This is a genomic window from Aeromonas sp. 600527, assembly GCF_049175415.1.
Lineage (GTDB): Bacteria > Pseudomonadota > Gammaproteobacteria > Enterobacterales > Aeromonadaceae > Aeromonas > Aeromonas veronii_A.
In genome coordinates this window covers 132,533-157,216 of the sequence record NZ_JAAKVA010000001.1, presented here as the reverse complement: position 1 = coordinate 157,216, position 24,684 = coordinate 132,533, and the positions used below count along the sequence as shown (strand labels likewise).

The window sequence follows — 24,684 nt, the reverse complement described above, 5'->3', positions numbered from 1 at the left end:
TGACATCGGTTGATAACGCCTCATCAATAAGGAGTTTGGATTAGGAACCTAATGAAAATATCCCATTAAATGCACTCTGCTCAGTTAGGTAATGCCTCAGATATCCTCCTCTACACCATATTTGGCTTGAGATAGTGATTAACCAGATATGTTTCTCGCCACCAGCCAGGTTAAACCATGCCTCAGAGCTTTATAGCCAACCATATCGGGTAACGATGGTGAAAGTTAACCTTCGACTCTTGTGGATGCGGGCGAATAGACAAACAAGATACATAGAAGTAACAGCACCACAGATTGGCTCATGACCCGCCCCTCTGCTTGCACTGGCGGACCTGGCGACTGCAAGCAAGGTCAGTATCGCCAAGAATTGGCTCTCTTTTGCCAAGCCCTATCAAGATTTTCTCGTTATCTTCGAATACTTTAAAAATTAAATTCAACAATAAGCTTGTTGGCATATAAAGGCCGAAGGCGATTCAGCGGATACGCAATACAAACAAGGATTGATCTGTATTACCCCGCGGCAATACTGCTCAAGCTCTCAGGAGTTGGGTTAGTCAGCATTTCAATCCCTGTTCATTCTAAAAGGGAGCCTGCTGATGATTGATGACCCGCGGCAAAAACTGATAGATCTACCCATCTTCATGATTTACTTGCTACTGACTCGGCTGCGATATGGATTTTGCCGATAACAGGTATGTGGAGATCACCGCTGTCGTCATACCAAATAAAGATCCTTGTTTCACACAATCTGTGTGAGTGTGAGATGTGTGAAAATATTTCACAAACAAGCCCTGACTATCGCATTCATGATGCGCTCTCATACCATTCAGTGGCCCTTGCCCTGTCCAGCCAGGTATCAAATCGATAATTTACAACCTGATATAGAAGCACAAAAAAAGGGCCCGTAGGCCCTTTATCGAAAATGGTATTGGCATTTAGCCAAACAGATGATTGCTGACGATAAAGAGACCGCCAGAGAGCAACATTGTCAGCGGTAGAGTCAGCACCCAAGCCATCAGGATGGTCTTGATAGTCTGGCTCTGCAGGCCGGATTTGTTGGCAATCATGGTACCCGCCACCGCAGAAGAAAGAATATGGGTGGTAGACACAGGCATACCGGTCAGACTGGCGACACCGATGGAGGTTGCAGCCGTGATCTGGGCCGCAATGCCCTGGCTGTAGGTCATGCCTGTGGTGCCGATCTTCTCGCCCACGGTATGAACGATACGACGCCAGCCCACCATGGTGCCACAACCCAGCGCCAGCGCGATGGAGACAATCACCCAGGTCGGTGCGTATTCAGCGGTCGCGGTCAGATCCTTGCGCCATTTGGCCAGATCGGTCAGCTCCTTGGCTGGCAGTGGCAGCTTGGCTGCCTTGCGGGCGGTGTCATCGATACAGAGCAGCAGACGACGCACTTCACGGCGGTCGGTCAGGCTCATCTGATCATAAGTACGCACGGCCCCCAGACGGGCATCCAGGGTGGCCATCGCCTGCAGCACGCCATCGGCGGAACAGTGGGTCATCAGCTCTTCCTGAGCCGTTACCGGTGCAGAGAAGTTGATGACACCTGAGAGGGCTGACTGGTTTCGCTGGTAGATCTCCATGATGCGCTGGTTGGCATCCTGGGTCCGATCCAGATCATAGGAGCGGCTGTTCATGTCCAGCGCGAAATAGGCGGGCGCCATGCAGATCAGCACCAGCATCACAAGACCGATACCCTTCTGGCCATCGTTGGAGCCGTGCACGAAGCTGACGCCCATGGCCGAGGCCACCAGGGTAAGACGCGCCCAAAACGGCGGGTGCTTCTTGCCATCCACCAGCTGACGCTCTTCCGGTGTTTTGTGGATCTTGTTGCTGGTCCAGATGCGTTTCATTGCCAGCAGCAGCAGTGCCGCGATGATGAAACCTATGGTGGGAGAGATGATGAGGGAAAGCATGATGTCGATCGCTTTGCCCACGTTGATCCCTTCTGTCACCGGTTTATGGGTGATCCAGGCATAGGCGCCGCCTACCCCCAGAATGGAACCGATCAAGGTATGTGAACTGGAGGCCGGGATCCCGAAGAACCAGGTGCCCAGGTTCCACACGATGGCGGAAAATAGCAAGGAGAAGACCATGATCAACCCTTGGGTGGAGTCCATCCCAAGCAGCAGGTCGATGGGCAGCAGATGGACAATGGCATAGGCCACACCCAGACCGCCGAACATGACGCCAAAAAAGTTGAAGATCCCCGATGCAACGACCGCCAGGTGAGCGGGCATCGCCTTGGTATAGATAACCGTTGCTACCGCGTTGGCGGTATCGTGAAAGCCGTTGATGAATTCATAGGCAAGCACAAAAAAAACGGCCAATACTAAACCGATCGACCACCACAAACCCAAACCACTAAACATTTCAAACATAAAAAAAAGCCTGTTTATGAGTTGCGGCGGATTATGCCAGATGGCGGCCAACACCATAGCCACCATTGAAATATTTCAGCCATAAAAAAAAAGAGCTTTTTGGAAAAAAATATCCTAGAGCCAGTCCTCATGCGGCTTGCCATCGATTAATTAAAGCCATCAATGATTGCAGGAAATGGCAAAATTAGCTGACAATTAAACCAATAATTTCATTTTTATGACGCATTTATGACAGAAAAACGGGAAAAAGTGGTGATAAAACAACCCGCCCCTCCCATCTCATCCGACCATTACCATTAACCCCATATCCATTTGATTCCAGATGCAAAAAGGGAGCACCTTGTGCTCCCTTGAATCGTTGCAGTGCCGTCTGTCATCAGTCCTGATTGATGCGGCTGGCAACGGCGCCCTGCTGGCTTTTGTACTTGGCATTTTCCCGCTTGTTGTAGGGGCGGGCCGCAACACCGGAGAGCATCTCGAAGTTCAAGGCGCCAATCTTCATCTTCGGGCGCAGCGCCAGCGGCAGTTTGCCACCATTGTAGAACTCCAGCACGATACGACCGGACCAACCCGGATCGATCCGGTGCGCCGTCACGTGCACCATCAGACCCAGGCGCGCCAATGAAGAGCGGCCATCCAGCCAACCGACGATATCGGCAGGCAGGGTGACGGATTCGTAGGTCACTGCCAGCGCCAGCTGACCCGGGTGCAGATAGAAAGCTTCGCCATCGGGGATGTGGATCTCGTCACTCATCACCCGATCGATGGCATCGGCCATCTCGCTGCTCGGGCCGCTCAGGTCGATATAGGGAGCGGTATGATCGCGAAACACCCGAAACTCGTTACCCAGCAGCACATCGACACTGACACCACTGATCCGCTCTACCCCGGGCCGTGGCTCAATGACGATCTTGCCTTCATCCAGATGGCGTTCAATATCGGTATCACACAGACGCATTGGGCGACTCTCCTGACAAATTGTGCTTTTAAAAAAGCCGGGCATCACCCGGCTTGTTTCATCTTAACCAATCAACATGTGGCGAATACGCGCCTTGAGCATGTCGATGGCGATGCGGTTCTTGCCACCACGGGGCACGATCACATCGGCATACTGTTTGGACGGCTCGATAAACTGCAGGAACATCGGACGCACCGTCTTCTGATACTGCTTGAGCACGGAGTCCATGGTACGGCCACGCTCCTGCACGTCACGCACCAGACGGCGCAGCAAGCAGATGTCGAGCGGGGTATCCATAAAGATGGAGGCGTCCATCAGATCCCGCAGACGACTGTCGGTCAGCAGCAGGATCCCTTCCAGAATGATCACCCGGCGCGGGGCAAACGGGGTCACTTCGCTCATCCGGGTGTGTTCGGTGTAGGAGTACTGGGGAATGGCAACCGCGTCACCTTTGACCAGCTGGCTAAGGTGCTGTACCAGCAGGTCGTGATCCAGCGCGTTGGGGTGGTCATAGTTGGTCTTGACCCGCTCTTCCATGGTCAGGTGGGTCTGATCACGGTAGTAGCAATCTTCGGTGATCACACCAATCTGACCTGCGCCCAGTTCGGCCACCAGCTCTTCATAAATGGTCTGGGCTATAAGACTTTTGCCAGACGCAGATGCGCCCGCAATACCGATGATCACACACGAATGTTGAGTATCAGACATGACAAATACCTAAAAGAGAAGAGCAGTGGGGATGGTTTAAACCGATCCATTATATAAAAAAGGGTGGGTCATGCCCACCCTCAATTCCCTTTCAAGTGACCGACCGCCGATTATTCATCCAGCGCCATGGCATAGAGAGGGGTCGCAATCGGTTTTGCGCTGAAAAAGAGTTCAGCCCCTACCCTGCGCGCCAGCTTCAAATAAGCCTGAGCCAAGCTTCCTTCCGGTGCACCGAACACCGTCGGACAGCCATCATCCATGTGTTGGCGGATATCAATGTGCAGCGGTAATTGACCAAGCAGTGCCACTTGATACTGCTCTGCCATCTTCTGGCCGCCACCGGTACCAAACAGCGGCTCATGATGACCACAGGCGCTGCAGACGTGGTAGCTCATGTTCTCGATGATGCCAAGCACCGGCACATTGACCTTGTTGAACATAGCGATCCCCTTGCGGGCATCGGCCAGCGCCACATCTTGCGGGGTGGTGACGATCACTGCCGCCGAAGTCGGCACCTGCTGTGCCATGGTGAGCTGGATATCGCCGGTACCCGGCGGCATGTCCACCACCAGATAATCCACCTCGCCCCAGCGGGTCTCATGGAGGATCTGCGCCAACGCCTTGCTCGCCATCGGGCCGCGCCAGATGGTGGCATCCTGCTCGGAGACCAGATAGCCGATGCTGTTGCTCTTGAGGCCACAGGCCATCACCGGCTCCATCAGCTTGCCATCATGGCTGACGGGACGCTCCTTGAGGGTGCCCATCATGGTGGGAATGGAGGGGCCATAGATATCGGCATCGAGAATAGCGACCCGCGCGCCCTCTTTTTGCAGCGCAAGCGCCAGGTTGACCGCGGTGGTGGATTTGCCCACCCCCCCCTTGCCGGAGGCGACCACGATGATGTTGCGAATGCCCTGCACGGCATTGAGGCCCTGCGCCCTCGGCATGCTGGCGACGTCAATCTCCAGAGCCCAGTCGATACGGGCGGCACCGGTGGCACTGCGCAGTCTGGCATCGTAGTTCTCTTTGAGCTGATCGAGCAGCGAGAGACCTGCAAACGGCAATACCAGCCGGATAGTTAGCCCCTGACCCTGATTGATGATATCGCGAACGAATCCGGCATCCACCAGATCCTTGTGCCAGCCTGCTGGCTTAAATTCGGCGAGGATCTGTTTTACTGAATCAATCACCATTAACTCCTCATTATCTTGTCATTATCTTGAGGTGAACGGTTACCGCACACAAATCAGTGGCTTGCCTGCCATCGTAACAGCAGGTGCAGCCAAGGTTGGCACAGCCACAACCCTAGGCAGGCTACCCCCAATTCGGGTAACATGCACGGCACTCTATCATCCCAACAAGCACATCAAGAACGTAATATGGCAACTGATCCTCGTAAAATGCTGGTAACCTGCGCCCTCCCCTATGCCAATGGCTCCATTCACCTTGGCCACATGCTGGAACATATCCAGGCCGATATCTGGGTTCGTTATCAGCGAATGCGCGGTCATCAGGTGCACTTTATCTGTGCCGATGATGCCCACGGCACCCCGATCATGCTCAAGGCACAGCAGATGGGGATCACCCCGGAAGAGATGATTGCTGCTGTCTCCAAGGAGCACCAGGCAGATTTCGCCGGGTTCAACATCAGCTTTGACAACTATCACTCCACCCACAGCGAAGAAAACCGCGAGCTGGCGGAGTTGATCTACGGCCGCCTGAAAAATGGTGGTTTTATCAAGAGCCGCACCATCTCCCAGCTGTTCGATCCGGAAAAATCGATGTTCCTGCCGGATCGTTTCGTCAAGGGTACCTGCCCCAAGTGCAAGTCTCCGGAGCAGTATGGCGACAACTGTGACAGCTGCGGCGCCACCTACAGCCCGACTGAGCTGATCGATCCGAAATCTGCCGTCTCCGGTGCCACTCCGGTGATGAAGGACTCCGAGCACTTCTTCTTCGATTTGCCGCAGTTTGAAAAATGGCTCTCAGAGTGGGTACGTGGCTCCGGCGCCATTCAGGAAGAGATGGCCAACAAGATGCAGGAGTGGTTCGAAAGCGGCCTGCAGCAGTGGGACATCACCCGTGACGCCCCCTACTTCGGTTTCGAAATTCCCGGCGCCCCGGGCAAGTACTTCTACGTCTGGCTGGATGCGCCCATCGGTTACATGGCTTCTTTCAAGAACCTGTGCAACAAGCGTGGCGACATCGACTTTGACTGCTACTGGAAAGCGGACTCCGACGCCGAGCTCTACCACTTCATCGGCAAGGACATCGCCTACTTCCATTGCCTGTTCTGGCCGTCCATGCTGGAAGGTGCAAACTTCCGCAAGCCGACCAAGGTCAACGTGCACGGTTATGTGACCGTCAACGGCGCCAAGATGTCCAAGTCCAAGGGCACCTTTATCAAGGCATCCACCTACCTGAACCACCTGGATCCGGAGTGCCTGCGTTACTACTACGCCGCCAAGCTCAACAGCCGCATCGACGATCTGGACCTGAACCTCGAAGATTTCGTGCAGCGGGTCAACGCTGACGTGGTCAACAAGCTGGTTAACCTCGCCTCCCGCAACGCCGGCTTTATTGCCAAGCGTTTTGGCGGCAAGCTGGCGGCAACCTGCGCCGAACCCGAGCTCTACGCCGAGTTTGCCAACGCCCGTACCGCTATTGCCGAGGCTTATGAGAGCCGCGAGTTCAGCCGCGCCATCCGCGAAATCATGGCGCTGGCCGACAAGGCCAACCGCTATGTGGACGACAAAGCTCCCTGGGTCATCGCCAAGCAGGAAGGGGCAGATGCCGAGCTGCAAGCGGTTTGCTCTGTCGGCATCAACCTGTTCCGCGTGCTGATGGCCTACCTCAAGCCCGTCATGCCGCTGCTGGCCGAGCGTGCCGAAGCCTTCCTAGCTGAAACCCTCAGCTGGGATGGCATCGAGACGCCGCTGGTCGATCACACCGTTGCCCCGTTCAAGGCACTTTTCTCCCGCATCGAGCCGGCGAAGATTGAAGCCATGATCGACGCCTCCAAGGAAGACCTAGCCAAGGAGCTGGCACCGAAAGTGACCGGCCCGTTGGCTGATGACCCCATCAGCGACACCATCACCTATGACGACTTTGCCAAGATTGACCTGCGCGTCGCGCTGATCAAGAAGGCCGAAGCGGTACCGGAAGCCGAGAAGCTGCTCAAGCTGCAACTGGATATCGGCGGTGAAACCCGTCAGGTGTTTGCCGGCATCAAGTCCGCCTACAACCCGGAAGATCTGGAAGGCAAGCTGACCGTGATGGTGGCCAACCTGGCGCCACGCAAGATGCGTTTTGGCATGTCCGAAGGCATGGTGCTGGCCGCAGGCCCGGGCGGCAAGGATCTCTGGATCCTGGAGCCGCAGGAAGGCGCCCAGCCTGGCATGCGCGTCAAGTAAGCGCATCGAACCGATAAAAAAGAGGCCTCTGGGCCTCTTTTTTTGTCTCTGCACTCTTTTCGTCTCTGCGACTCTGCGGATTGCTCCCATTGACCATACAGCAGGATGGTTAGAGCGGGCTATTCAGCATCGCCACCTTGAGCCCCACCAGTTCAGCCTGCTGGCAATCGAGGCGGCGTAACTGCGTCACTATCTTGCGCTTGAGTTTGCGCCTTACTCTGCGTTGCTGTTTGTTTCCTTTCAGGGCGCGCCGCCACTGACGCCAATCCTGCAACTGCCCGAGCCGCTCCTGCCAATGACTAAAGGCGCTGACCCACTGTGCCTCTCCCGCCCCCAGCTCCAGCAGTAACTCGGCGCCGTAGCGCGCCTGTTTTATCTCAAGGCGCAGATGATGCCAGCGGCGCAGCTGCTGGCGATGGGAGACGTCGCCAGCCGGGTGCTCATCAAGTCGGCTCAATGCCCCATCAAGGCGGCGGGCAAGGTGGCGCCGGTAGTGACGAGCCAGCCCTGAGGTATTGGGAGTTTGCTCCAATGCATCCAGCCAGCGGGCAAGCAGGCCCGAAAAAAGGGGAACCGTCACCCTAGGCAAGACGATTGTGGATGACGCGCCAAAGCGCGCGGCGTAAACCTGTGCATCGCGCAGGGCCGAGAGTCGGCCAATGGCCCGCTGCAGCCGTCGTTCCAGTTTTGGATGGCAAAGGGCGGGTCGCCACAATGCGAGCAGCGCCTGCATGCGGCGCGCTGCGATGCGGTAACCATGGACATGGGTTTCGCTCGCTTCACGGCGCACCGCGCGAGCAGCATGGCGGTAGCTGGCAACCAGCACCCGGGCCTGCGCCAGCAAGGGATCACGCGTATCGGCAACCATGATGTCCCCGGCAGATCAGTTGGTATGAAAGCCCTGGCCGCTTGGCGGCAGCGCCTCTTCATACTCCATCCGGGTCACCCGGGCGGTGCGCGGGCCATGTTCCAGCCAGCCCAGCATCATCTGTACCCCCTGCGTCGGCCCGCTGATGAGGATCTCCACCGACCCATCCTCCAGGTTGTAGGCATGGCCGCGCAGCCCCAGCTGCAAGGCACGCTCACGGGTGAAGTAGCGAAATCCGACCCCTTGCACCTGCCCCCACACCCGAATGACAAACGATTGCTCTCCCATTTCTCACACCTTCTGCTTAAGAAAAAAATTCCCGAGACGATAATGTGCCCGACACTCTATCTCTGCAGGATGCAGCTCCATTATGAAAGAAGTTAAATTCCGGTGGGTTGACCGCTATCTCATTCACCTCACCATCAGTGAAAAATTCCACATCGCCTTCTGGCTTCCCCTGCTGATCATCGCCTTTCTCAGCTGGTATCTGCTGGCAAACAGCCACGAGCAGGAGATAAAACTCAAGGTTGAGCAGTTGCAGCAGCGGGTCGAGAGCACGGCACAACTGGTCAGCCAGCAGCCAACGCTCACTCTGCCAGCCGATCTGCGCATCCAACCACAAGGGGTGAGCGGACTCGAACAAGAGGGCGATCGCTACCGCTTCACCGCACCAGCGGGTCAGGCTGGCTATGTGACCGGCGAGCTCGACACCAGTACCTCCTCCATGTGGGATGATCAGGGCACCACTCTCACCATGATTGGCGCACTGGCGGCCCTGATGGCACTGGTGATCCACTACATGATGACCTTTGTCTCCGGCGCCCTGTACTCCACCAACAAGGCGCTGCAAACCGTGGCCGACGGCGATCTCACCTTCCGCCTCAACTTCTTCCCGGTACGCGACGAGTTCTCTACCCTGGCGGGCAGCATCGACCGCTTTACCGACCGCCAGCATCAGATCGTCAAGCTGGTCGAAGAGTCTGCCGAGGCGCTGACCATTGCCGCCGACGAGTTTCGCGACCACGCCAGTGAAGGCGAAAACATGGCGCGCGCCCAGCGCCAGCACATGGATTCGCTGGCCACCGCCATGGAGCAGATGTCTGCAGCCATTCGCGAAGTGGCGCGCAATGCCAACGACACCCTGCAGCAAACCCGTCAATCGAGCGAAGAGGCGGCCAATGGCGCCAACCGGGTGGCCCGTACCATCGAGGCGATCCGCACTCTGGCCGACGAGATTGGCAATGCCTCCGGTGCAGTCGAGCGCCTGACTCACAATGCCAACCGCATCAACGAGGTTGTAAGCGTCATCAACGCCATCTCCCAGCAGACCAACCTCTTGGCCCTCAACGCCGCCATCGAAGCGGCCCGCGCCGGTGAGCAGGGCCGCGGCTTTGCGGTGGTGGCGGACGAAGTGCGTACCCTCGCCAGCCGCACCCAGCAGGCAACGGTCGAAATCCAGAAGATGATCGAAGAGCTGCAAGCCGGCACCGGGGCGCTGAACGACATCATGGAGAAAACCGTGGGGCGCGCCGCCAGCAGCCAGCAACTCATCAGCGAGGTGGGGCTCGATATCGAAAAGCTGAGCAATCACAGCGATGCGGTGCTGGAGATGAGCACCCAGATCGCCACTTCCAGCGAGGAGCAAAGCTCGGTGGCCGCCGAGATCACCCACAATCTCGATCAGGTACGCCATGAAGCGGCGCAGGTGGAAGAGTCTGCCAGCGCCTCGGTAGCCGGTACTCAGGGACTGAAAGCCACCGCCACCGAGCTGACCCAGGCACTCAAGGGGATCACTCTCTGACGCTTGCCACAATAAGTCCGGTAAAAAGCGGCAATGTGAGAAGAGGCCACCCGCTGGGTGGCCTCTTCTCTTTATTGATGGTGCTAATGGATGGCGACCAATTACTATGCTGGCTGGCAGCACCGCTCAGGATTGCAGCAAACTCAGGGCCGCATTGGGGCGACTGTTTGCCTGACTCAAAATCGAAGAGCTCGCCTGCTGCAAGATTTGAGTGCTGACCAAACGCGCCGATTCTACCGCCATGTCGGCATCCCGGATCCTTGAGCGGGCAGCGCTGAGGTTCTCATTGGCATTAGCCAGATTGCGTACCCTTGAATCCAGCGCGTTGGCTTGGGCCCCGAGCCGAGAACGCTGAATACCCAGCTGTTTCATACCCACATCCAGGGTTTTGATGGCCCTGCTGGCGTTGTCGTCACTCAGGACATCAATGTTATCAACGGTGTATTTCTTCTTGTCCTCTTGATAAAAACCAAGCGCATTCAAACTCGATCCCTGCATGTCAATATTGGAATACTTGTCGCCTGATGAACGAAGCTCCATCTGACCGATATATGTCGTCGGTGTGACGTCGGGCAACAGAGAGGTTAGAGAGGAATTGCTGATCACCGGAGGCGCCGGTGGTGCGGGTTGCGCAGGAGGGGTTGTGCCATTGGCCAGTGCAAGGCTGTTTCCCTGAGAGCTATGTATGGTCAGTTCATTGTTGGCGGGATTGCTGTTGTTGGAGGCACTCACATAAAAACCCAGTCCTGCCGATTGCGCAGTATTGTTGATACGCCGAACCACCTCCCTCATCAGATCGCCGTTTTCGGGCGTAGGATTGACCGGATCCCATCCGGTCATATCAATGCCCGTGGTCAAATCCACAGAGTGGCCCGCCACATCGATATAGGAGGGTAATGCGGATAAATCGACTGCGGAGGCGACTGAAAATGGCAGTTGTTGCGCTTTTACCGGCCCCTGATTATTGGGGAAAGTAGTCCCGTTGATATCTGCCACGAACGCTTCCAGGGTGGAATAGTCCTTGTCAAAGGTCACGCCATTGAGGGTGACCGGCTGAGATGACAGCTTGAGATCTGCAATCTCATATGCCCCCGGTTTGCTACCTGCCGGACTGCGCGCTTGCCACTCCATCTCCCCCAGATTTTTGGTCTGGGCATTGAGATCGGTAATGACGGTATTCTGCCCTGCATAGGCACCAACCGAGAAGATGCCTTTGTAACTCCCCGCCAGCAGATCCTGCCCGGCAAACCGGGTGCCTGTGGCAATCCGGTCCATCTCCAACTGCAATTGCTTGAATTCGGCATTAAGAGCAACACGATCCTCTGCCGTATTGGCACCGCTTCCCGACTGCAGCGCCAAGGTGCGCATCCGCTGCATCAGGTTCATCGACTCATCAAGCGCACCATCGGCGACGTTGATCACCGAGATCCCATCATTGGCGTTGCGAATAGCGGTGTTGGTCCCGTTCACTTCACTGGTGAGGCGATTACTGATCTGCAAGCCTGCTGCATCATCAGCGGCACTGTTGATGCGCAAGCCGGATGAGAGTCGTCGATATACCGAATCCAGCGTGTTGGATGATTGACCAAGATGGCGAGAAGCATTGAGGGCAGAAATATTGGTAGCGATGGAGAGGGACATGGACAGCTCGATACAGGAAAGATTCAAAATGGTCTTCCCCACTATCGACATCATCAAATGACTCTTTAGCGAAAATCACTATAAAGTAAGGTTAAAACGCTTTAATGACTACATTTTGCGCACATGACAACCAGTATTGAACACAAAACAAGCATAACCAGCTGTGGCATATAAGATAAGCAGCGTGAAACGCCAACATTGAGATTCTGCAAATCCTGCATATGCAACACTCGGTCGTTGTCCAGACGTACAATTCGTCACTCCGCCATATACCAGCAAAGGCTGGCTTAGCCGCCCTATTACACATAGAATGTGGCCCCTTTTCTTTCTACCATCGGCAAACATCCATGAGCGCTTCCATCTATCTCGTCAAAGGCCGCGAAAAATCCCTGCTGCGTCGCCACCCCTGGATCTTCTCCAAGGGGATTGAGCGGGTTCAGGGTAACCCCATTGACGGCGATACCGTCGAGATCTATGCCAACGATGGCAAGTGGCTCGCCCGTGGCGCCTGGTCAGGCAGCTCCCAGATCCGTGCCCGGGTCTGGACCTTCGACAAGGATGAGACCGTCGATCTCGACTTCTTTATCCGTCGTCTCAAATACGCGCAGGAGTCTCGCGATCCGCTGATCAAGCGTCAGGGCCTCACCGGCTATCGCCTCTGCGCCGCCGAATCCGACGGCCTGCCGGGTCTGACCATCGACCGTTATGCCGAGTTTCTGGTGTGCCAAATTCTCTCTGCCGGTGCCGAGTTCCAGCGCGAGCTGATAAAGCAGGCACTGCGTACCCTCTACCCCGAGTGCAGCATCTATGAGCGCTCCGACGTGGCGGTACGCAAGAAGGAAGGGCTGAAAGAGCGCACCGGCGTCATCTATGGCGAGACCCCGAACGAGCCGGTGGTCATCGAAGAGAACGGTGGCGTCAAGATCCTGGTGGATATTCGCAACGGCCACAAAACCGGCTTCTATCTGGATCAACGGGACAACCGTCAGGCTGCAGCCAAGTACACCGAAGGCAAGCGGGTGCTCAACTGCTTCTGCTACACCGGTGGATTTGGCGTCTATGCCCTCAAGGGCGGCGCCAAGGAAGTGGTCAACGTCGATCTCTCCCAGAATGCGCTGGATATCGCCCGCCAGAACGCCGAGCTGAACGGGCTGGATACCAGCAATACCCAGTTTGTCCGTCACGACGTCTTCAAGCTGCTGCGTGAATACCGCGAAAAGGGCGAGAAGTTCGACGTCATCGTGCTGGATCCGCCCAAGTTTGCCGAGAGCAAGGCGCAGCTGCTGGGTGCCTGCCGTGGCTACAAGGACATCAACATGCTGGCGTTCCAGCTGCTGGCACCGGGTGGCGTGCTCTTGACCTACTCCTGCTCCGGCCTGATGGAGCAGAGCCTGTTCCAGAAGATCGTTGCCGATGCGGCGCTCGATGCCGGTCGCGATGCCCAGATCCTGGAGCTGCTCTCCCAGGCGTCTGATCACCCCATCGGTACCGCCTATCCGGAAGGCTTCTACCTCAAGGGTCTGGTGGTACGCGCCCGCTGATCGGCAACCACCCTCCCCTTGTGATCAATCAGGCCCCTTGCGGGCCTGATTGTTTTACATCGCGTCCTATAGGCCTAAGCCTGACGCTCGCCCCGTTGACCACCCTCTCTGCTTTATGGGTGTTCTCTCTCCTCCTCTTTCCCTGCCTGCGTCCCACGTCTTTATCTGTTTAAATTTCTTTGCACAATAACTGCACATTTATGATTTAAATCACACCCGTATGACTCTCTTTTCCGTAGTGTGATCCCGCCTGCGGCAGCCAAGCCGGGGCAACCGTCCCATCAGGAGTGATGGACGGTACAACAACAAAAACCGATGTCAGGCCAAGCTGAACATCACAAAGGATCCCGTTATGAATCAATCATTGCCGCTGTTAACGCCGCTGCGGGGCATCGCTGCCCTGATGGTGGTGCTGTTCCATGCCCGCTTGCTGCTCTTTCCCCAGTGGATGGAGCCGATCGCAGGCCACACCCAGCTCATCGAGAATGGCTACCTCTGGGTCGACCTGTTCTTTATTTTGAGCGGCGTGGTGCTGGCCCATGTCTATGGCGAGGCCTTCACCCGCACGCCCCGCACCGTGAGCTATGGCCGTTTTCTCTGGCTGCGGCTGACCCGTGTCTACCCCCTCTATCTGGTGACCCTGCTGCTGCTGGTCGGCTGGGAGCTTTACAAGGCGCAGCACGGGGTGGGCTTCTACGCCGGCCCCTTGTTCAAGATGTGGGAGTGGGAAGGGATGCCCCCCTTCGGCTCCCCCTTCACCCCGGCCGAGGCGCTGCCGAGCGCCTTCCTGCTGCTGCAGGTGATGACCGATCACGGGCTGACCTGGAACTTCGCCGCCTGGTCCCTGAGCGTGGAGTGGATCAGCTACCTGCTGTTCCCGCTGCTGATTCCCCTCGCAGTCACCCGCAGTCGCTGGAGCCATCTCGCCCCCCTGCTGGCGCTGACGGTGCTGGCCTTTATCGTGCACAGTCGCGGCACCCTGGATGTCACCAGCGGGGCGCTGGCGGTGGGGCGCGGGGTGAGTGAATTTGTGCTCGGCCTCTGGCTGCTGCCGAGGGTCAAGGCCGCGCAAGGCGTGCCCATGATGAAGCGAGATCTGCCGCTGCTGGTCGCCTTTGTGCTGCCCTTCGCGCTGATGCAGTTCACCATGACGCCACCACTGACACTGCTGCTGATCGCCTCCTACGTGCTGCTGATCTGGATTGCCGCCTGCCAAGGCAATCGCCAAAGCACGCTGCTGCGCCTCCTGGATAACCGCTTCACCAACTGGCTGGGGGATCTCTCCTACTCTATCTACCTGCTCCATGCGCTGGTGCTGCTCACCGGCTGCGAGCTCATCCACTATCTGGCACCGGGGCTCACCGAGTGGTGGTATGGCCAGACCAACCCGCTGCTGGGGGTTGTGGCAACCTTACTGATGCTGGCGGTGCTGATCGGCCTCTCGGCATTGAGCTACAACCTGCTGGAGCGACCACTGCAACGGCGCCTGCGCCGCTGGGGCAAGTCACGGCAACCGGCGCTGGAGCAAGCCGGATAAGCTAATCTCGCCCTGTCTGGATGAGTTGACGGCTTTATGCCAACTCATCCAGTACCAGTTCATCCAGACTGCTCATCACCCAGGCGCTCGGGTGCTGGCTAAATCCGAGCTTGGGGTAGTACGCCACCGCCTGCGGCGCGGCCAGCAGGATCAGCTTGCAGCCGGGCTGCAATTGTAAAAACGTCTCGCGAATAAGGGCTTTGCCAATCCCCTGCCCCTGCACTGACTCAGCTACCGCCAGATCCGAGAGGTAGCAACAAAAATGAAAATCGGTCACCGAGCGGCCACCCCGACCAGGGTCTCGCCCTGCCAAGCGGTGATCAGCAAATTGGCGTTATCCAGCATGCCCTGCAGGGTGTCCGGATGGTCCAGCGGCCGTCTCGCCCCCAGCGAGGTCTGCGCCAACAACGCCGCAAACTGCGCCGTGGTAATGGGGTGGTTAACCAAAAATGTGGTGGTCACTAAGCTCTCCTGTTGTCGATCGGCGGTTGCGTGCTTTGGTCTCTTTGGCGTTCTTTTTGCTGCATCTGTACTGCAATCAATCAGCCAGCGCCGGATCCAGACCGATGACAGGCAAGTGCGGGCAATTCCCTGCTGTTTATGTGAATTCCTGTTCGAACCCCAAGGGGCAAATGTGGCATAATGCCCCGTCCTGTGGCCCTTGGCGGGGCTGCGCTGGCGTACCTTGTCGCCCATTTCTTCCCCGTCCGGCCTGGCGGTCTTTCATAACTGCCAGTCATCGCTGCCCCTGTTGGCACCGAGGCCACCCATATTTGCGGCTTCTTGTCTTCCTCACTACAAGGCCGCCCATTGACCAAGACGGCTCCACAGAGCCTCTGCTCTGTTTGCAAATAAAAGGGGTAAGTATGTCTTCCATTCGTCTGACCCAATACAGCCACGGCGCTGGCTGCGGCTGCAAAATCTCTCCCAAGGTACTCGACACCATCCTCAAGAGCCAGATCCCGGGCTTCAACGACCCGACCCTGATCGTTGGCAACAGCAGCAAAGATGACGCGGCCGTGGTCGATATCGGCAACGGTCAGGGCATTGTCTCCACCACCGACTTCTTCATGCCCATCGTCGATGACCCCTTCACCTTTGGCCGCATCGCCGCCACTAACGCCATCAGCGATATCTATGCCATGGGCGGCAAGCCCATCGTCGCCATCGCCATCCTCGGCTGGCCCATCAATACCCTGCCCGCCGAAGTGGCCCAGCAGGTGATCGACGGCGGCCGTCAGGTGTGCCATGAAGCGGGGATTTCGCTGGCCGGTGGCCACAGTATCGATGCCCCCGAGCCCATCTTCGGCCTCGCGGTGACCGGTATCGTGCCCCTTGACGCCATCAAGCAGAACGATACCGCCAAGGTGGGTGACACCCTCTATCTGACCAAGCCCCTTGGTATCGGTATCCTCACCACCGCCCAGAAGAAGGGCAAGCTCAAACCTGAACACGAGCAGCTGGCCCCCAACGCCATGTGCACCCTCAACAAGATTGGCCAGCGCTTTGCCGAGCTGCCGGGTGTGCACGCCATGACCGACGTCACCGGTTTTGGTCTGGCTGGCCATCTGCTGGAGATGTGTGAAGGATCCAATGTCAGTGCCCGCCTCGACTTCAAGGCGCTGCCGCTGCTGGATGAGGTGGATTACTACCTGAGTGAGGGCTGCGTTCCGGGCGGTACCCTGCGCAACCACGACTCCTACGGCCACAAGCTGGATGCCATGGACGATCGCACCCGCAACATCATGTGCGACCCGCAAACCAGCGGCGGCCTGCTGGTCGCCGTGGGTAAAGAGAGCGAAGCCGAGCTGCTCGCCATCGCGCAAGAAGCTGGCCTAGAACTCTCGCCCATCGGTCAGATCAAGCCCCTTGAGGGCTCCCGCTTTATCGAGATTGTCCAATGAGTGAATTGCCACTGGCCACGGACTACGCCCAGATTTTTTTAGGCGATGTGCCGTTGATTGATGTGCGCGCCCCCATCGAGTTCAAGGAGGGGGCCTTCCCCTGCTCGACCAACCTGCCCTTGATGACAGACGATGAGCGCGCCCAGGTGGGGACCTGCTTCAAGAAGCAGGGTCAGGCCGCCGCCATTGAGCTTGGACACAAGCTGGTGGGGGGAGCAGTGCGTGCCGAACGACTCGAAGGCTGGCTGGCGCAGTTGCGCCAGCAGCCCGATGCCCTGCTCTACTGCTTTCGCGGCGGCCTACGCTCGCAAACCGTACAACAGTGGCTGGCTGATGCCGGGGTGACTCGCCCCCGCGTCGCCGGTGGCTACAAGGAGCTGCGCCGCTTCCTGATCGACACCCAGGACAAGGCCTCTGCAGAGTGTCACTGGAGTGTGCTGACCGGCATGACCGGCTCCGGCAAGACCCATATGCTGGACCATGTGGCCCAGGCGCTCGATCTGGAAGGACACGCCCATCACAGGGGCTCGTCGTTTGGTCAGCTGCCCGGCGGCCAGCCCAGCAACATCAACTTTGAAAACAACATGGCCATCGAACTGCTCAAGCGCCGCCATCAGGGCGAGCATGCCTTCGTGGTCGAAGATGAGAGTCGCCTGATCGGCCGCTGCTGCCTGCCCCTCTCCCTCCATGAGGCCATGAGTCAGGCACCGCTGGTGGTGGTAGATGTTCCGCAAATCGATCGGGCCGAGCAGATCCGCGAAGATTACGTGCACGATCTCTGGCTGCGCTATCAAGCCATGTATGGCCAGGAAGCCGGTTGGCCACTGTTTGCCGCCTACCTCACCGATGCGCTGGCCCGCCTCAAGCGCCGTCTTGGCGATCTGGCCCACCGCGAGCTGGATGCCCTGATGCAGACCGCCCTGACCGAGCAGGAAAAGAGCGGTGATACCGCGCTGCATCTGGCCTGGATCACGTTGCTGCTGACCCGCTACTACGACCCCATGTATCTCTATCAGCTTGGCAACAAGCAGGAGCGCATCGTGTTTCGCGGTGATAAACAGGCCTGTCTCGACTATTTCGCCGAGCAGCATGCCAGCGCGCTGCGCGGCTGACCCATCCCAAGAGAGGAACTCTATGTTGAAATTCGAGGTGATCCCGGTCACCCAGTTCGCTCAGAACTGCTCCCTCATCTGGTGTGACGAAACCCATCAGGCCGCCCTGATCGATCCGGGCGGCGAAGCGGACAAACTGCTGGCGGCCATCGCCAAACGCGGCCTGACCCTGACCCACATCCTGCTGACCCACGGTCATCTGGATCACGTCGGTGCTGCCGCCGAGCTGCGTGAAAAAACCGGCGTCGCCATTACCGGTCCCCACAAGGAGGACGCCTTCTGGCTCGACATGCTACCCCAGCAGAGCCAGATGTTCGGCTTCGCCCATACCTCCGCCTTCACGCCGGATCGCTGGCTTGAGCAGGGTGACAAGGTGCAGCTTGGCCAGTGCGAACTGGAGGTCTACTTCTGCCCCGGCCACACCCCGGGCCATATCGTGCTGCTGAGTCAGGCCGAAAAACTCGCCTGGGTTGGCGATGTGCTGTTTGCCGGCAGCATAGGCCGCACCGACTTCCCCCGTGGCGATCACGGCACGCTTATCAAGTCGATCACCGAGACCCTGCTGCCGCTGGGTGACGAGATCGTCTTTATCCCGGGCCACGGCCCCAGCTCCACCTTCGGCCGCGAGAAGGCAAGCAACCCCTACCTGACCCAGCCTATCTGGTGATCAAAAAAGGCAGCGGTGTTAGTCGCTGCCTTTTTTTCTGAAGTCCTCATTGCTATAGGTACAAGCGAGTCTTTATAATTCACCATGATTTGGCTCGACCATCCAAACTTGGGAACAAAAATGTATCTTGCTTTAGCTATTGCCATATTGTTATTTATTTTTTTCCTGAAGAAATCACGAGCCAGATATAGAATCAGAGATTACAAACGCCCAACAATCATTCATGGGATAATAATACTACTCGTTAATATTGCATTTGAAATAATATATAGAGCTGAGTTTGTCCCCATTCAGGTCAGTTACAGCAGCTTACTAACCTATGTACTGCCTCAAGTTATATACTACCTATTGTTGATCACCATTTTTTTAGTTATGGCATATAGATATGGTTTTTTCATATGGCCAGATGATAGAAATGCAATAAATAGACAGCATACAATCAATATCCCCATGTGCTTCTTGTTGACTATTTTTATAGTATGCCCATCTGCCATGCGAAATGGAATTATTGAAGCATCACCCTATCTGCATGTTTGCAGTCTTATTGGTAGCGGACTTACCTCTATCTATCTTGTAAGAATTTTCACTATCAAGTTCAACAAGACAATTAATAATATATAGCTTTTTATTGCCAACACAGTCACGAAAAATAAGTTCGTTTATTTCGATCTCTTGTTCTTGAGCCACAATTATTTGATAAGCGACCGCAAGAGATTCTGACATTTTAAATCATAAATTCCCCCTGAAAATAAAAATCCCCACCCGAGGGTGAGGATTGATTTATCGGTACAACCATCTGGTGGCTTATTGTGCCAGCAGGTGACCGACCAGCTCATGACGCCACCCTTGCAGCAGCATCGGCTTGTCGCTGCGGGCCCGCTCTTCGTCGTTCATCCGCCAGCTCCAGGTGAAGTACTGGTGAATGATCTTCTTGCTGGCAATCAGCTCGGGCGGAATATTGCTCGCCTTGGCCTTCTCTTCCACCATGGCCTTGATGCGCTTGAGCTCGGCCTTGTACTGGGGGAAGTCGACCAGCCGACGAATGGGCTCGGGCCAGCTGTCAGGATCGCTTTGCTGCGCCTTGGCGACAATATCGAGCATCCGCTTGCCGTGGATCTTGATCTCGATGGGCGAGAGGCCGAGCTCGTTGAGATCCCGCAGGGAGGCAGGACGACGCTCTGCCACCTTGAACAGGTGCAGCTCTTTCACCACAAAGTTAAGGGCCAGATCGCGGCGCACCGCCTCTTGCTGGCGCCAGGCGGCCAGCTCGCGCAGAATGGCGAGCTCGCGGCGACCCAGCTGCCAGGCGTTGACGATGTCAAGATAAGCCTGACGGGGATCACTACCCTGGGTCTTGCGGGCGGAGTGGTTCTGGCACTCCTGCTCGAACCAGGCAAACTTGCCGCTTTCCCGCAGTTTGGCCATCACCTTCTCGTAGAGCGGCATCAGGTAGAAGACATCCGCTGCCGCGTATTCGAGCTGACGCGGTGTAAGCGGGCGGGCCAGCCAGTCGGTTCGCGCCTGATCTTTTTCCAGCTCGACCCCGAGGAATTCATTCACCAGCGCACCAAAGCCGACCGAGACGCCGTAACCGAGAAAGGCGGTAGCCAGCTGGGTATCGTGCATCTGGTTGGGCAGGTGGCCAGCCTGATGCTGGATAAGCTCCAGATCTTCGCCAGAGGCGTGCAGGATGGCGATCTGCCCTTCCCTGCCCAGTCGCTGCCAGAGGGCGGAGAGATCCAGGGTCAGCGGATCCAGCAGCGCCAGATGCTCGCCGTCATAGATCTGGAACAGGCCAAGCTGGGGGTAGTAGGTACGGGTGCGAACGAATTCAGTATCGATAGCCAGGGGAACGTCGGCCAGAGAAGCGAGATACTGCTCAAGTTCGTCTTGCTGAGTGATAAGTTGATAGTGCATCTGTGCCTGCGCGGTTGATCAGGGCCAAAAAGAAAAAACCGTGGGATGACCCACGGTTTTGCATAACGACGGTGCTGGTTTGCAGAGGCTTCTGCAGCCGCAGTCCGGTTATTCCTTGGCAATCTCCTCGTCGCGCAGTACGCGGCGCAGGATCTTGCCCACATTGGTCTTGGGAAGTTCGTCACGAAATTCTACCAGTTTCGGCACCTTATAGGCAGTCAGATGTTTGCGGCAGTGGGCAATAATCTCGTCCTCATGCAATTTTGCATCTTTCTTGACCACAAAGATCTTCACCAGCTCACCGGAGACCTTGTGCGGCACACCCACGGCGGCCACTTCCAGCACTTTCGGGTGCAGGGCAACGACATCTTCGATCTCGTTCGGATAGACGTTGAAACCGGAGACCAGGATCATGTCCTTCTTGCGGTCAACGATCTTGAAGAAGCCCTGCTCGTCGCACACCGCGATATCACCGGTACAGAGCCAGCCATCCTGCATCACTTCGGCAGTGGCCTCTGGGCGCTGCCAGTAGCCCACCATCACCTGCGGGCCACGAACCTGCATTTCGCCGGGGGTACCGAGGGCGTGGATCACCTGACCGTTGTCATCTACCAGACGGATCTCGGTAGAGCAGACCGGCAGACCGATGGAACCGTTGTAATCGGTCAGATCGTAGGGGCAGACGCTCACCAGTGGCGAACACTCAGTCAGGCCATAGCCTTCCAGCAGCGGGGTATCGGTCAGCGTCTTCCACTTCTCCGCGACCGCTCGCTGCACCGCCATGCCGCCGCCGATGGTGAGCTTGAGCTTGTCAAAGGCGATCCCCTGAAACTCTTCGTTGTTGACCAGCGCATTGAACAGGGTGTTAACCCCGGTAATGCAGGTGAAGGGATACTTCTTGATCTCTTTGACAAAACCCGGGATGTCGCGCGGGTTGCTGATCAGCAGGTTGTAACCGCCGATACGCATAAAGAGCAGGCAGTTCACGGTCAGGGCGAAGACGTGATAGAGGGGCAATGCGGTGACCACGAACTCCTTGCCGCGTTCCAGCATGGGGCCATAGACGCCGAGGCACTGCTCGACGTTGGCAATCATGTTGCGATGAGTCAGCATGGCCCCTTTGGAGAGGCCGGTGGTGCCACCGGTGTACTGCAGGAAGGCGAGATCGTCGTTGGTGATCTCCGGCTTGATGTACTGCAGGAAACGCCCCTTGGAGAGGGCCTGACGCATGGTGGTAGCGTGGGGCAGATTGTATTTCGGCACCAGCTTCTTGACGTACTTGACCACGAAGTTGACCAGGGTGCCCTTGGCCAGCCCCAGGTTGTCCCCCATCCGGGTCAGGATAACGTGCTTGATCGGGGTGTCGTAGACCACCTTTTCCAGGGTATGGGCGAAGTTGGAGACGATGACGATGGCCTTGGCACCGGAGTCTTTGAGCTGATGCTCCAGCTCGCGCGGGGTATAGAGCGGGTTTACGTTGACCACGATCATGCCGGCGCGCAGGATGCCGAATACGGCGATGGGGTATTGCAGCAGGTTCGGCATCATCACCGCAACCCGATCCCCTTTCTCCAGCTTCAGCTCGTTTTGCAGGTAGGCAGCAAAGGCGCGGGACTGCTCTTCCAGCCGGCGGTAGGTGATGGTTTGGCCCATGTTGACGAAGGCAGGCTGATCGGCAAACTGGGTTACCGAGGATTCGAACATCTCGACCAGGGAGCTGTATTGGTCTGGATTGATCTCGGCGGGGACCCCTTCCGGATAACGTTTCAGCCAGACTTTTTCCACAAACTTCTCCTGCATAACTAGCACCTGTGCGCTCACTGTGTTGCCTCCGTCCCGGTTCACATCCATTTTAATCGGTTGTTTTAAGCTGATGCTCTAATGCCGCACATATTTACACAGCGCAACATCAATTAACAGCAAATTAACAACAGAAAAATGTGAGGGAGAAAACAAACCTGGAATTATTGAAAGCTGGCGATTCTACCGAACTTGACAAAACTTTACGATACAAACGGCCGTATCAACCGAATTTTCCATATGAAAATGGTGGTTTCCACCCAATATGACCCGCTCGATCTGCTGGAAGGCATCCTGACGGGCCTGCCATTGGGCTTCAAGCGCAGCAAAGCCCTGCTCCCCCTGAATCAACAGCACAGGACAACGGATAGCCGCCATCAGTGCCCGGGCTTGCCCTTCGCTCATTCTCAGGGGTGAAAGATCCCGCAAACGGGGGTCGCTGCGCCAGTGCCAGCGACCAGCCCGCTCTTCAAGCTGCCGCTCACAGATAAGACGCGCCGCCTGCGGCGTGATATCCGCCACTTTGCAACGGGCGGCGACAGCCTCATCGATGGAGGCAAAGCCGTTGGCACTGCGCTCCCGGGTGCGACTGCGGTTTAAAATCGCACGTCGCAGCTGGGCAGGTACCTCCTCATCGGGCTGGCTCAGCGGCCCCAGCCCCTCCAGCATGATCAACCGCTCCACCTGTTCGGGGAACACCCCGGCATAGGCGGAGGCGATCAACGCCCCGAGGGAGTGACCGAGCAGAGTGAAGCGCGACCACCCTGCCGCCAGCACGATCTGGTAGAGATCGTCCAGCCAGTCGACAAAGACATAAGGGGTGGTTTTGTGATCGGAGTGACCATGTCCCGGCAGATCGACACAGATGAGGTGAAAATCCCCCAGATAGGGCGCCAGCGGCAAGAAGCTGGCACTGTTGTCGAGCCAGCCGTGCAGGGCAATCAGTAGGGGTTTGCCCTGCTGAGCCTGATCCGCGAGTTGATTCTCAAGCAGGGCCACCTGCCGACCATCAGCCAAGGTGAGCAGACGTTCGTGCAGAGTGCTTTTGATGCTGTTGATCATGGCAAGCCTTAGCGACGCAGCGGCCGTCTCGGCCAGAAGGGATCATAGAAGGGGTCGTAGAAGTAGGGGTCCATATAGCGCACCTCCACCTCCTTGACTGGCGGCCACAGCTTGCTGCCCGTCACATTGAGCACCGAAAAGCGGTACTTGTGCTCGCCAATCTGGCTATCAACCGGTTTGCCTATGGTGCCAAGCACTGTCAGGCTACGCCCCTTGGCGTAGAGGGTCGGGTCGACAAAACCCTTCATGATGGCCAGAAAACGGCCCGGGCTCTGCTCGGTCTGCTCCGGCACACCGTTGGACTTGAGCGGCAGATAGACCACTTCAATAACGCTCTGATCCGCCTTGTTGTGCACCGCCGAGATAACGCCGCTCCAGCGGGCGGGTTTACCCTCCATCCCGCCAAGGGCAGGTTGATAGGCCACCAGCTGGTTTTCGGGCTCATAAGCCAGCTCCTTGGGGACCGAGCTACAGGCCCCGAGCAGCAGGGCCAGCACCCCGACCACCATAGTGCGTTTCATCATGTCGCTTCTGGTATTACGGATCATGTCACTCTCCTGTTGCCAGCGTGGCCCGTCGGGCCATCCGCTTGTGTTGCAGCTGATGAGCGGCAAGAGCGACATGCAGTCAGCGCTCCTGCCCTTATTCGCGACCCGGCAGTTTTTTCCAGGTCACCTTGTCACGCAAATAGACCGGAGTTGCTTGTTCAACCGGCACCGCCTCCCCCGCCAGCCAGGCGGCGCGGGCCAGCGGCAGCATGTCTTCTGCCGCCGGGAAACGTACCTGGCTCACCGCCAGCTCATCGGCAAGGCCACTCAAAATCTCGCCATAGGTCTCAAAACCGGTGCCGACGCAGGTCACCCGACCTACCAGCTTGCCACGGGCGTCAACCAGTGCCGCGGGATCGCTCACCACCTCGTCGCCCACCAGCTGCATGCGGTCATCGATCAGCTCATAGCGGCCGAAATAGACCTCGTTCATCCGCGCATCAATGGCGGTCAGCACCCGCTCGGCCCCTTCCAGCCGATGAGCCCCTTGCGCCATGGCGGCCAGGGTCGAGATACCGATCAGCGGCACTCCCGCGCCGAACGCCAGTCCCTGCGCCACCCCGATACCGATCCGCACACCGGTAAAGGAGCCCGGGCCGCGGCCGAACGCGATGGCATCGAGGTCACTTAAACTTATCCCGGCATCGTCTAACACAGCCTGAACCATGGGCAGGATTTTTCGGGTGTGATCCCGTGGCGCCTCCTCCCAGCGGGAGAACAGCTTGTCACCCACCAGCAAGGCGGCGGAGCAGGCTTCGGTGGCGGTATCTACGGCCAGGATCTTCAACTCGTTCATGCTTTC

At 57.3% G+C, this 24,684-nt stretch carries 21 protein-coding genes; 7 read left to right on the top strand and 14 right to left on the bottom strand.

What is annotated here, in order from left to right:
- Nucleotides 1-935: 935 nt before the first annotated feature.
- The 4 genes from G5154_RS00715 to apbC all read right to left on the bottom strand — a co-directional run bounded on the left by G5154_RS00715 (nucleotide 936) and on the right by apbC (nucleotide 5,264).
- Nucleotides 936-2,405, bottom strand: coding sequence for an inorganic phosphate transporter (locus G5154_RS00715; protein WP_005345566.1), 1,470 nt, complete (start codon nucleotides 2,403-2,405; stop codon nucleotides 936-938).
- Nucleotides 2,406-2,781: 376 nt separating this feature from the next.
- The gene (dcd, locus tag G5154_RS00710) at nucleotides 2,782-3,363 is read right to left on the bottom strand and encodes a dCTP deaminase (protein WP_005336719.1); all 582 of its coding nucleotides are present in this window, start codon (nucleotides 3,361-3,363) and stop codon (nucleotides 2,782-2,784) included.
- Between the two features lie 63 nt (nucleotides 3,364-3,426).
- Nucleotides 3,427-4,071: a uridine kinase gene (udk, locus tag G5154_RS00705; RefSeq protein ID WP_005345570.1), complete on the bottom strand. Its 645-nt coding sequence runs from the start codon at nucleotides 4,069-4,071 to the stop codon at nucleotides 3,427-3,429.
- A gap of 110 nt (nucleotides 4,072-4,181) precedes the next feature.
- A complete protein-coding gene (gene apbC, locus G5154_RS00700) occupies nucleotides 4,182-5,264 on the bottom strand; it encodes an iron-sulfur cluster carrier protein ApbC (protein WP_421250088.1) in 1,083 nt (360 codons plus the stop codon).
- Between the two features lie 186 nt (nucleotides 5,265-5,450).
- Here apbC and metG point away from each other — a divergent pair, with 186 nt between their 5' ends.
- Nucleotides 5,451-7,484 carry a methionine--tRNA ligase gene (gene metG / locus G5154_RS00695; protein ID WP_421263805.1) on the top strand — a complete coding sequence of 678 codons (2,034 nt, stop codon included), beginning with the start codon at nucleotides 5,451-5,453 and terminating at the stop codon, nucleotides 7,482-7,484.
- 109 nt (nucleotides 7,485-7,593) lie between these two features.
- Here the strand turns inward: metG and G5154_RS00690 are convergent, their stop codons facing one another.
- Both G5154_RS00690 and G5154_RS00685 read right to left on the bottom strand, forming a co-directional pair.
- Nucleotides 7,594-8,352 carry a CHAD domain-containing protein gene (locus G5154_RS00690; protein WP_421250086.1) on the bottom strand — a complete coding sequence of 253 codons (759 nt, stop codon included), beginning with the start codon at nucleotides 8,350-8,352 and terminating at the stop codon, nucleotides 7,594-7,596.
- 15 nt (nucleotides 8,353-8,367) lie between these two features.
- The gene (locus tag G5154_RS00685) at nucleotides 8,368-8,640 is read right to left on the bottom strand and encodes an acylphosphatase (RefSeq protein WP_033113652.1); all 273 of its coding nucleotides are present in this window, start codon (nucleotides 8,638-8,640) and stop codon (nucleotides 8,368-8,370) included.
- An 82-nt stretch (nucleotides 8,641-8,722) separates the two neighbouring features.
- On the opposite strand from G5154_RS00685, the gene G5154_RS00680 reads away from it, so the two are divergent.
- Nucleotides 8,723-10,153 carry a methyl-accepting chemotaxis protein gene (locus G5154_RS00680; protein WP_421250085.1) on the top strand — a complete coding sequence of 477 codons (1,431 nt, stop codon included), beginning with the start codon at nucleotides 8,723-8,725 and terminating at the stop codon, nucleotides 10,151-10,153.
- Between the two features lie 126 nt (nucleotides 10,154-10,279).
- Here G5154_RS00680 and G5154_RS00675 read toward each other — a convergent pair whose 3' ends face one another.
- Nucleotides 10,280-11,848, bottom strand: a complete 1,569-nt coding sequence (locus G5154_RS00675; protein ID WP_421250084.1) for a flagellin — start codon at nucleotides 11,846-11,848, stop codon at nucleotides 10,280-10,282.
- A 293-nt stretch (nucleotides 11,849-12,141) separates the two neighbouring features.
- Between G5154_RS00675 and G5154_RS00670 the strand changes: the two genes are divergently transcribed.
- Together G5154_RS00670 and G5154_RS00665 are read left to right on the top strand one after the other, a co-directional pair.
- Complete coding sequence (locus G5154_RS00670; protein ID WP_421250083.1) at nucleotides 12,142-13,335, top strand: class I SAM-dependent methyltransferase; 1,194 nt, start codon at nucleotides 12,142-12,144, stop codon at nucleotides 13,333-13,335.
- Nucleotides 13,336-13,687: 352 nt separating this feature from the next.
- Nucleotides 13,688-14,872, top strand: coding sequence for an acyltransferase family protein (locus G5154_RS00665; protein ID WP_421250082.1), 1,185 nt, complete (start codon nucleotides 13,688-13,690; stop codon nucleotides 14,870-14,872).
- 34 nt (nucleotides 14,873-14,906) lie between these two features.
- On the opposite strand, the gene G5154_RS00660 is transcribed toward G5154_RS00665, so the two are convergent.
- Entirely contained in the window at nucleotides 14,907-15,149 is a 243-nt protein-coding gene (locus tag G5154_RS00660; RefSeq protein WP_421250081.1) for a GNAT family N-acetyltransferase, read from the bottom strand.
- Nucleotides 15,146-15,334 (bottom strand): hypothetical protein, encoded by a 189-nt coding sequence (locus tag G5154_RS00655; RefSeq protein WP_421250080.1) that lies wholly within the window; start codon nucleotides 15,332-15,334, stop codon nucleotides 15,146-15,148. The genes G5154_RS00660 and G5154_RS00655 overlap by 4 nt, the downstream gene beginning before the upstream one ends.
- Nucleotides 15,335-15,738: 404 nt before the next feature.
- Here G5154_RS00655 and selD point away from each other — a divergent pair, with 404 nt between their 5' ends.
- Genes selD through G5154_RS00640 form a run of 3 tightly spaced genes read left to right on the top strand, consistent with a single transcriptional unit; the run spans nucleotide 15,739 to nucleotide 18,555 of the window.
- Nucleotides 15,739-16,776 (top strand): selenide, water dikinase SelD, encoded by a 1,038-nt coding sequence (gene selD, locus G5154_RS00650; protein WP_139408216.1) that lies wholly within the window; start codon nucleotides 15,739-15,741, stop codon nucleotides 16,774-16,776.
- Nucleotides 16,773-17,888 carry a tRNA 2-selenouridine(34) synthase MnmH gene (gene mnmH, locus G5154_RS00645; protein ID WP_421250079.1) on the top strand — a complete coding sequence of 372 codons (1,116 nt, stop codon included), beginning with the start codon at nucleotides 16,773-16,775 and terminating at the stop codon, nucleotides 17,886-17,888. The genes selD and mnmH overlap by 4 nt, the downstream gene beginning before the upstream one ends.
- Before the next feature lie 22 nt (nucleotides 17,889-17,910).
- Nucleotides 17,911-18,555 (top strand): MBL fold metallo-hydrolase, encoded by a 645-nt coding sequence (locus G5154_RS00640; RefSeq protein WP_139408220.1) that lies wholly within the window; start codon nucleotides 17,911-17,913, stop codon nucleotides 18,553-18,555.
- Between the two features lie 804 nt (nucleotides 18,556-19,359).
- Here the strand turns inward: G5154_RS00640 and rnd are convergent.
- From rnd to tsaB, 5 genes are all read right to left on the bottom strand, one after another.
- Nucleotides 19,360-20,472, bottom strand: coding sequence for a ribonuclease D (gene rnd, locus G5154_RS00635; protein WP_058059758.1), 1,113 nt, complete (start codon nucleotides 20,470-20,472; stop codon nucleotides 19,360-19,362).
- 108 nt (nucleotides 20,473-20,580) lie between these two features.
- Nucleotides 20,581-22,257, bottom strand: coding sequence for a long-chain-fatty-acid--CoA ligase FadD (gene fadD, locus G5154_RS00630; protein WP_421243781.1), 1,677 nt, complete (start codon nucleotides 22,255-22,257; stop codon nucleotides 20,581-20,583).
- 198 nt (nucleotides 22,258-22,455) lie between these two features.
- Nucleotides 22,456-23,334 (bottom strand): alpha/beta fold hydrolase, encoded by an 879-nt coding sequence (locus G5154_RS00625; protein ID WP_421250078.1) that lies wholly within the window; start codon nucleotides 23,332-23,334, stop codon nucleotides 22,456-22,458.
- An 8-nt stretch (nucleotides 23,335-23,342) separates the two neighbouring features.
- The gene (locus G5154_RS00620) at nucleotides 23,343-23,858 is read right to left on the bottom strand and encodes a Slp family lipoprotein (RefSeq protein ID WP_236268114.1); all 516 of its coding nucleotides are present in this window, start codon (nucleotides 23,856-23,858) and stop codon (nucleotides 23,343-23,345) included.
- Nucleotides 23,859-23,976: 118 nt separating this feature from the next.
- Entirely contained in the window at nucleotides 23,977-24,678 is a 702-nt protein-coding gene (tsaB, locus tag G5154_RS00615) for a tRNA (adenosine(37)-N6)-threonylcarbamoyltransferase complex dimerization subunit type 1 TsaB (protein ID WP_421250077.1), read from the bottom strand.
- Nucleotides 24,679-24,684 lie beyond the last annotated feature (6 nt).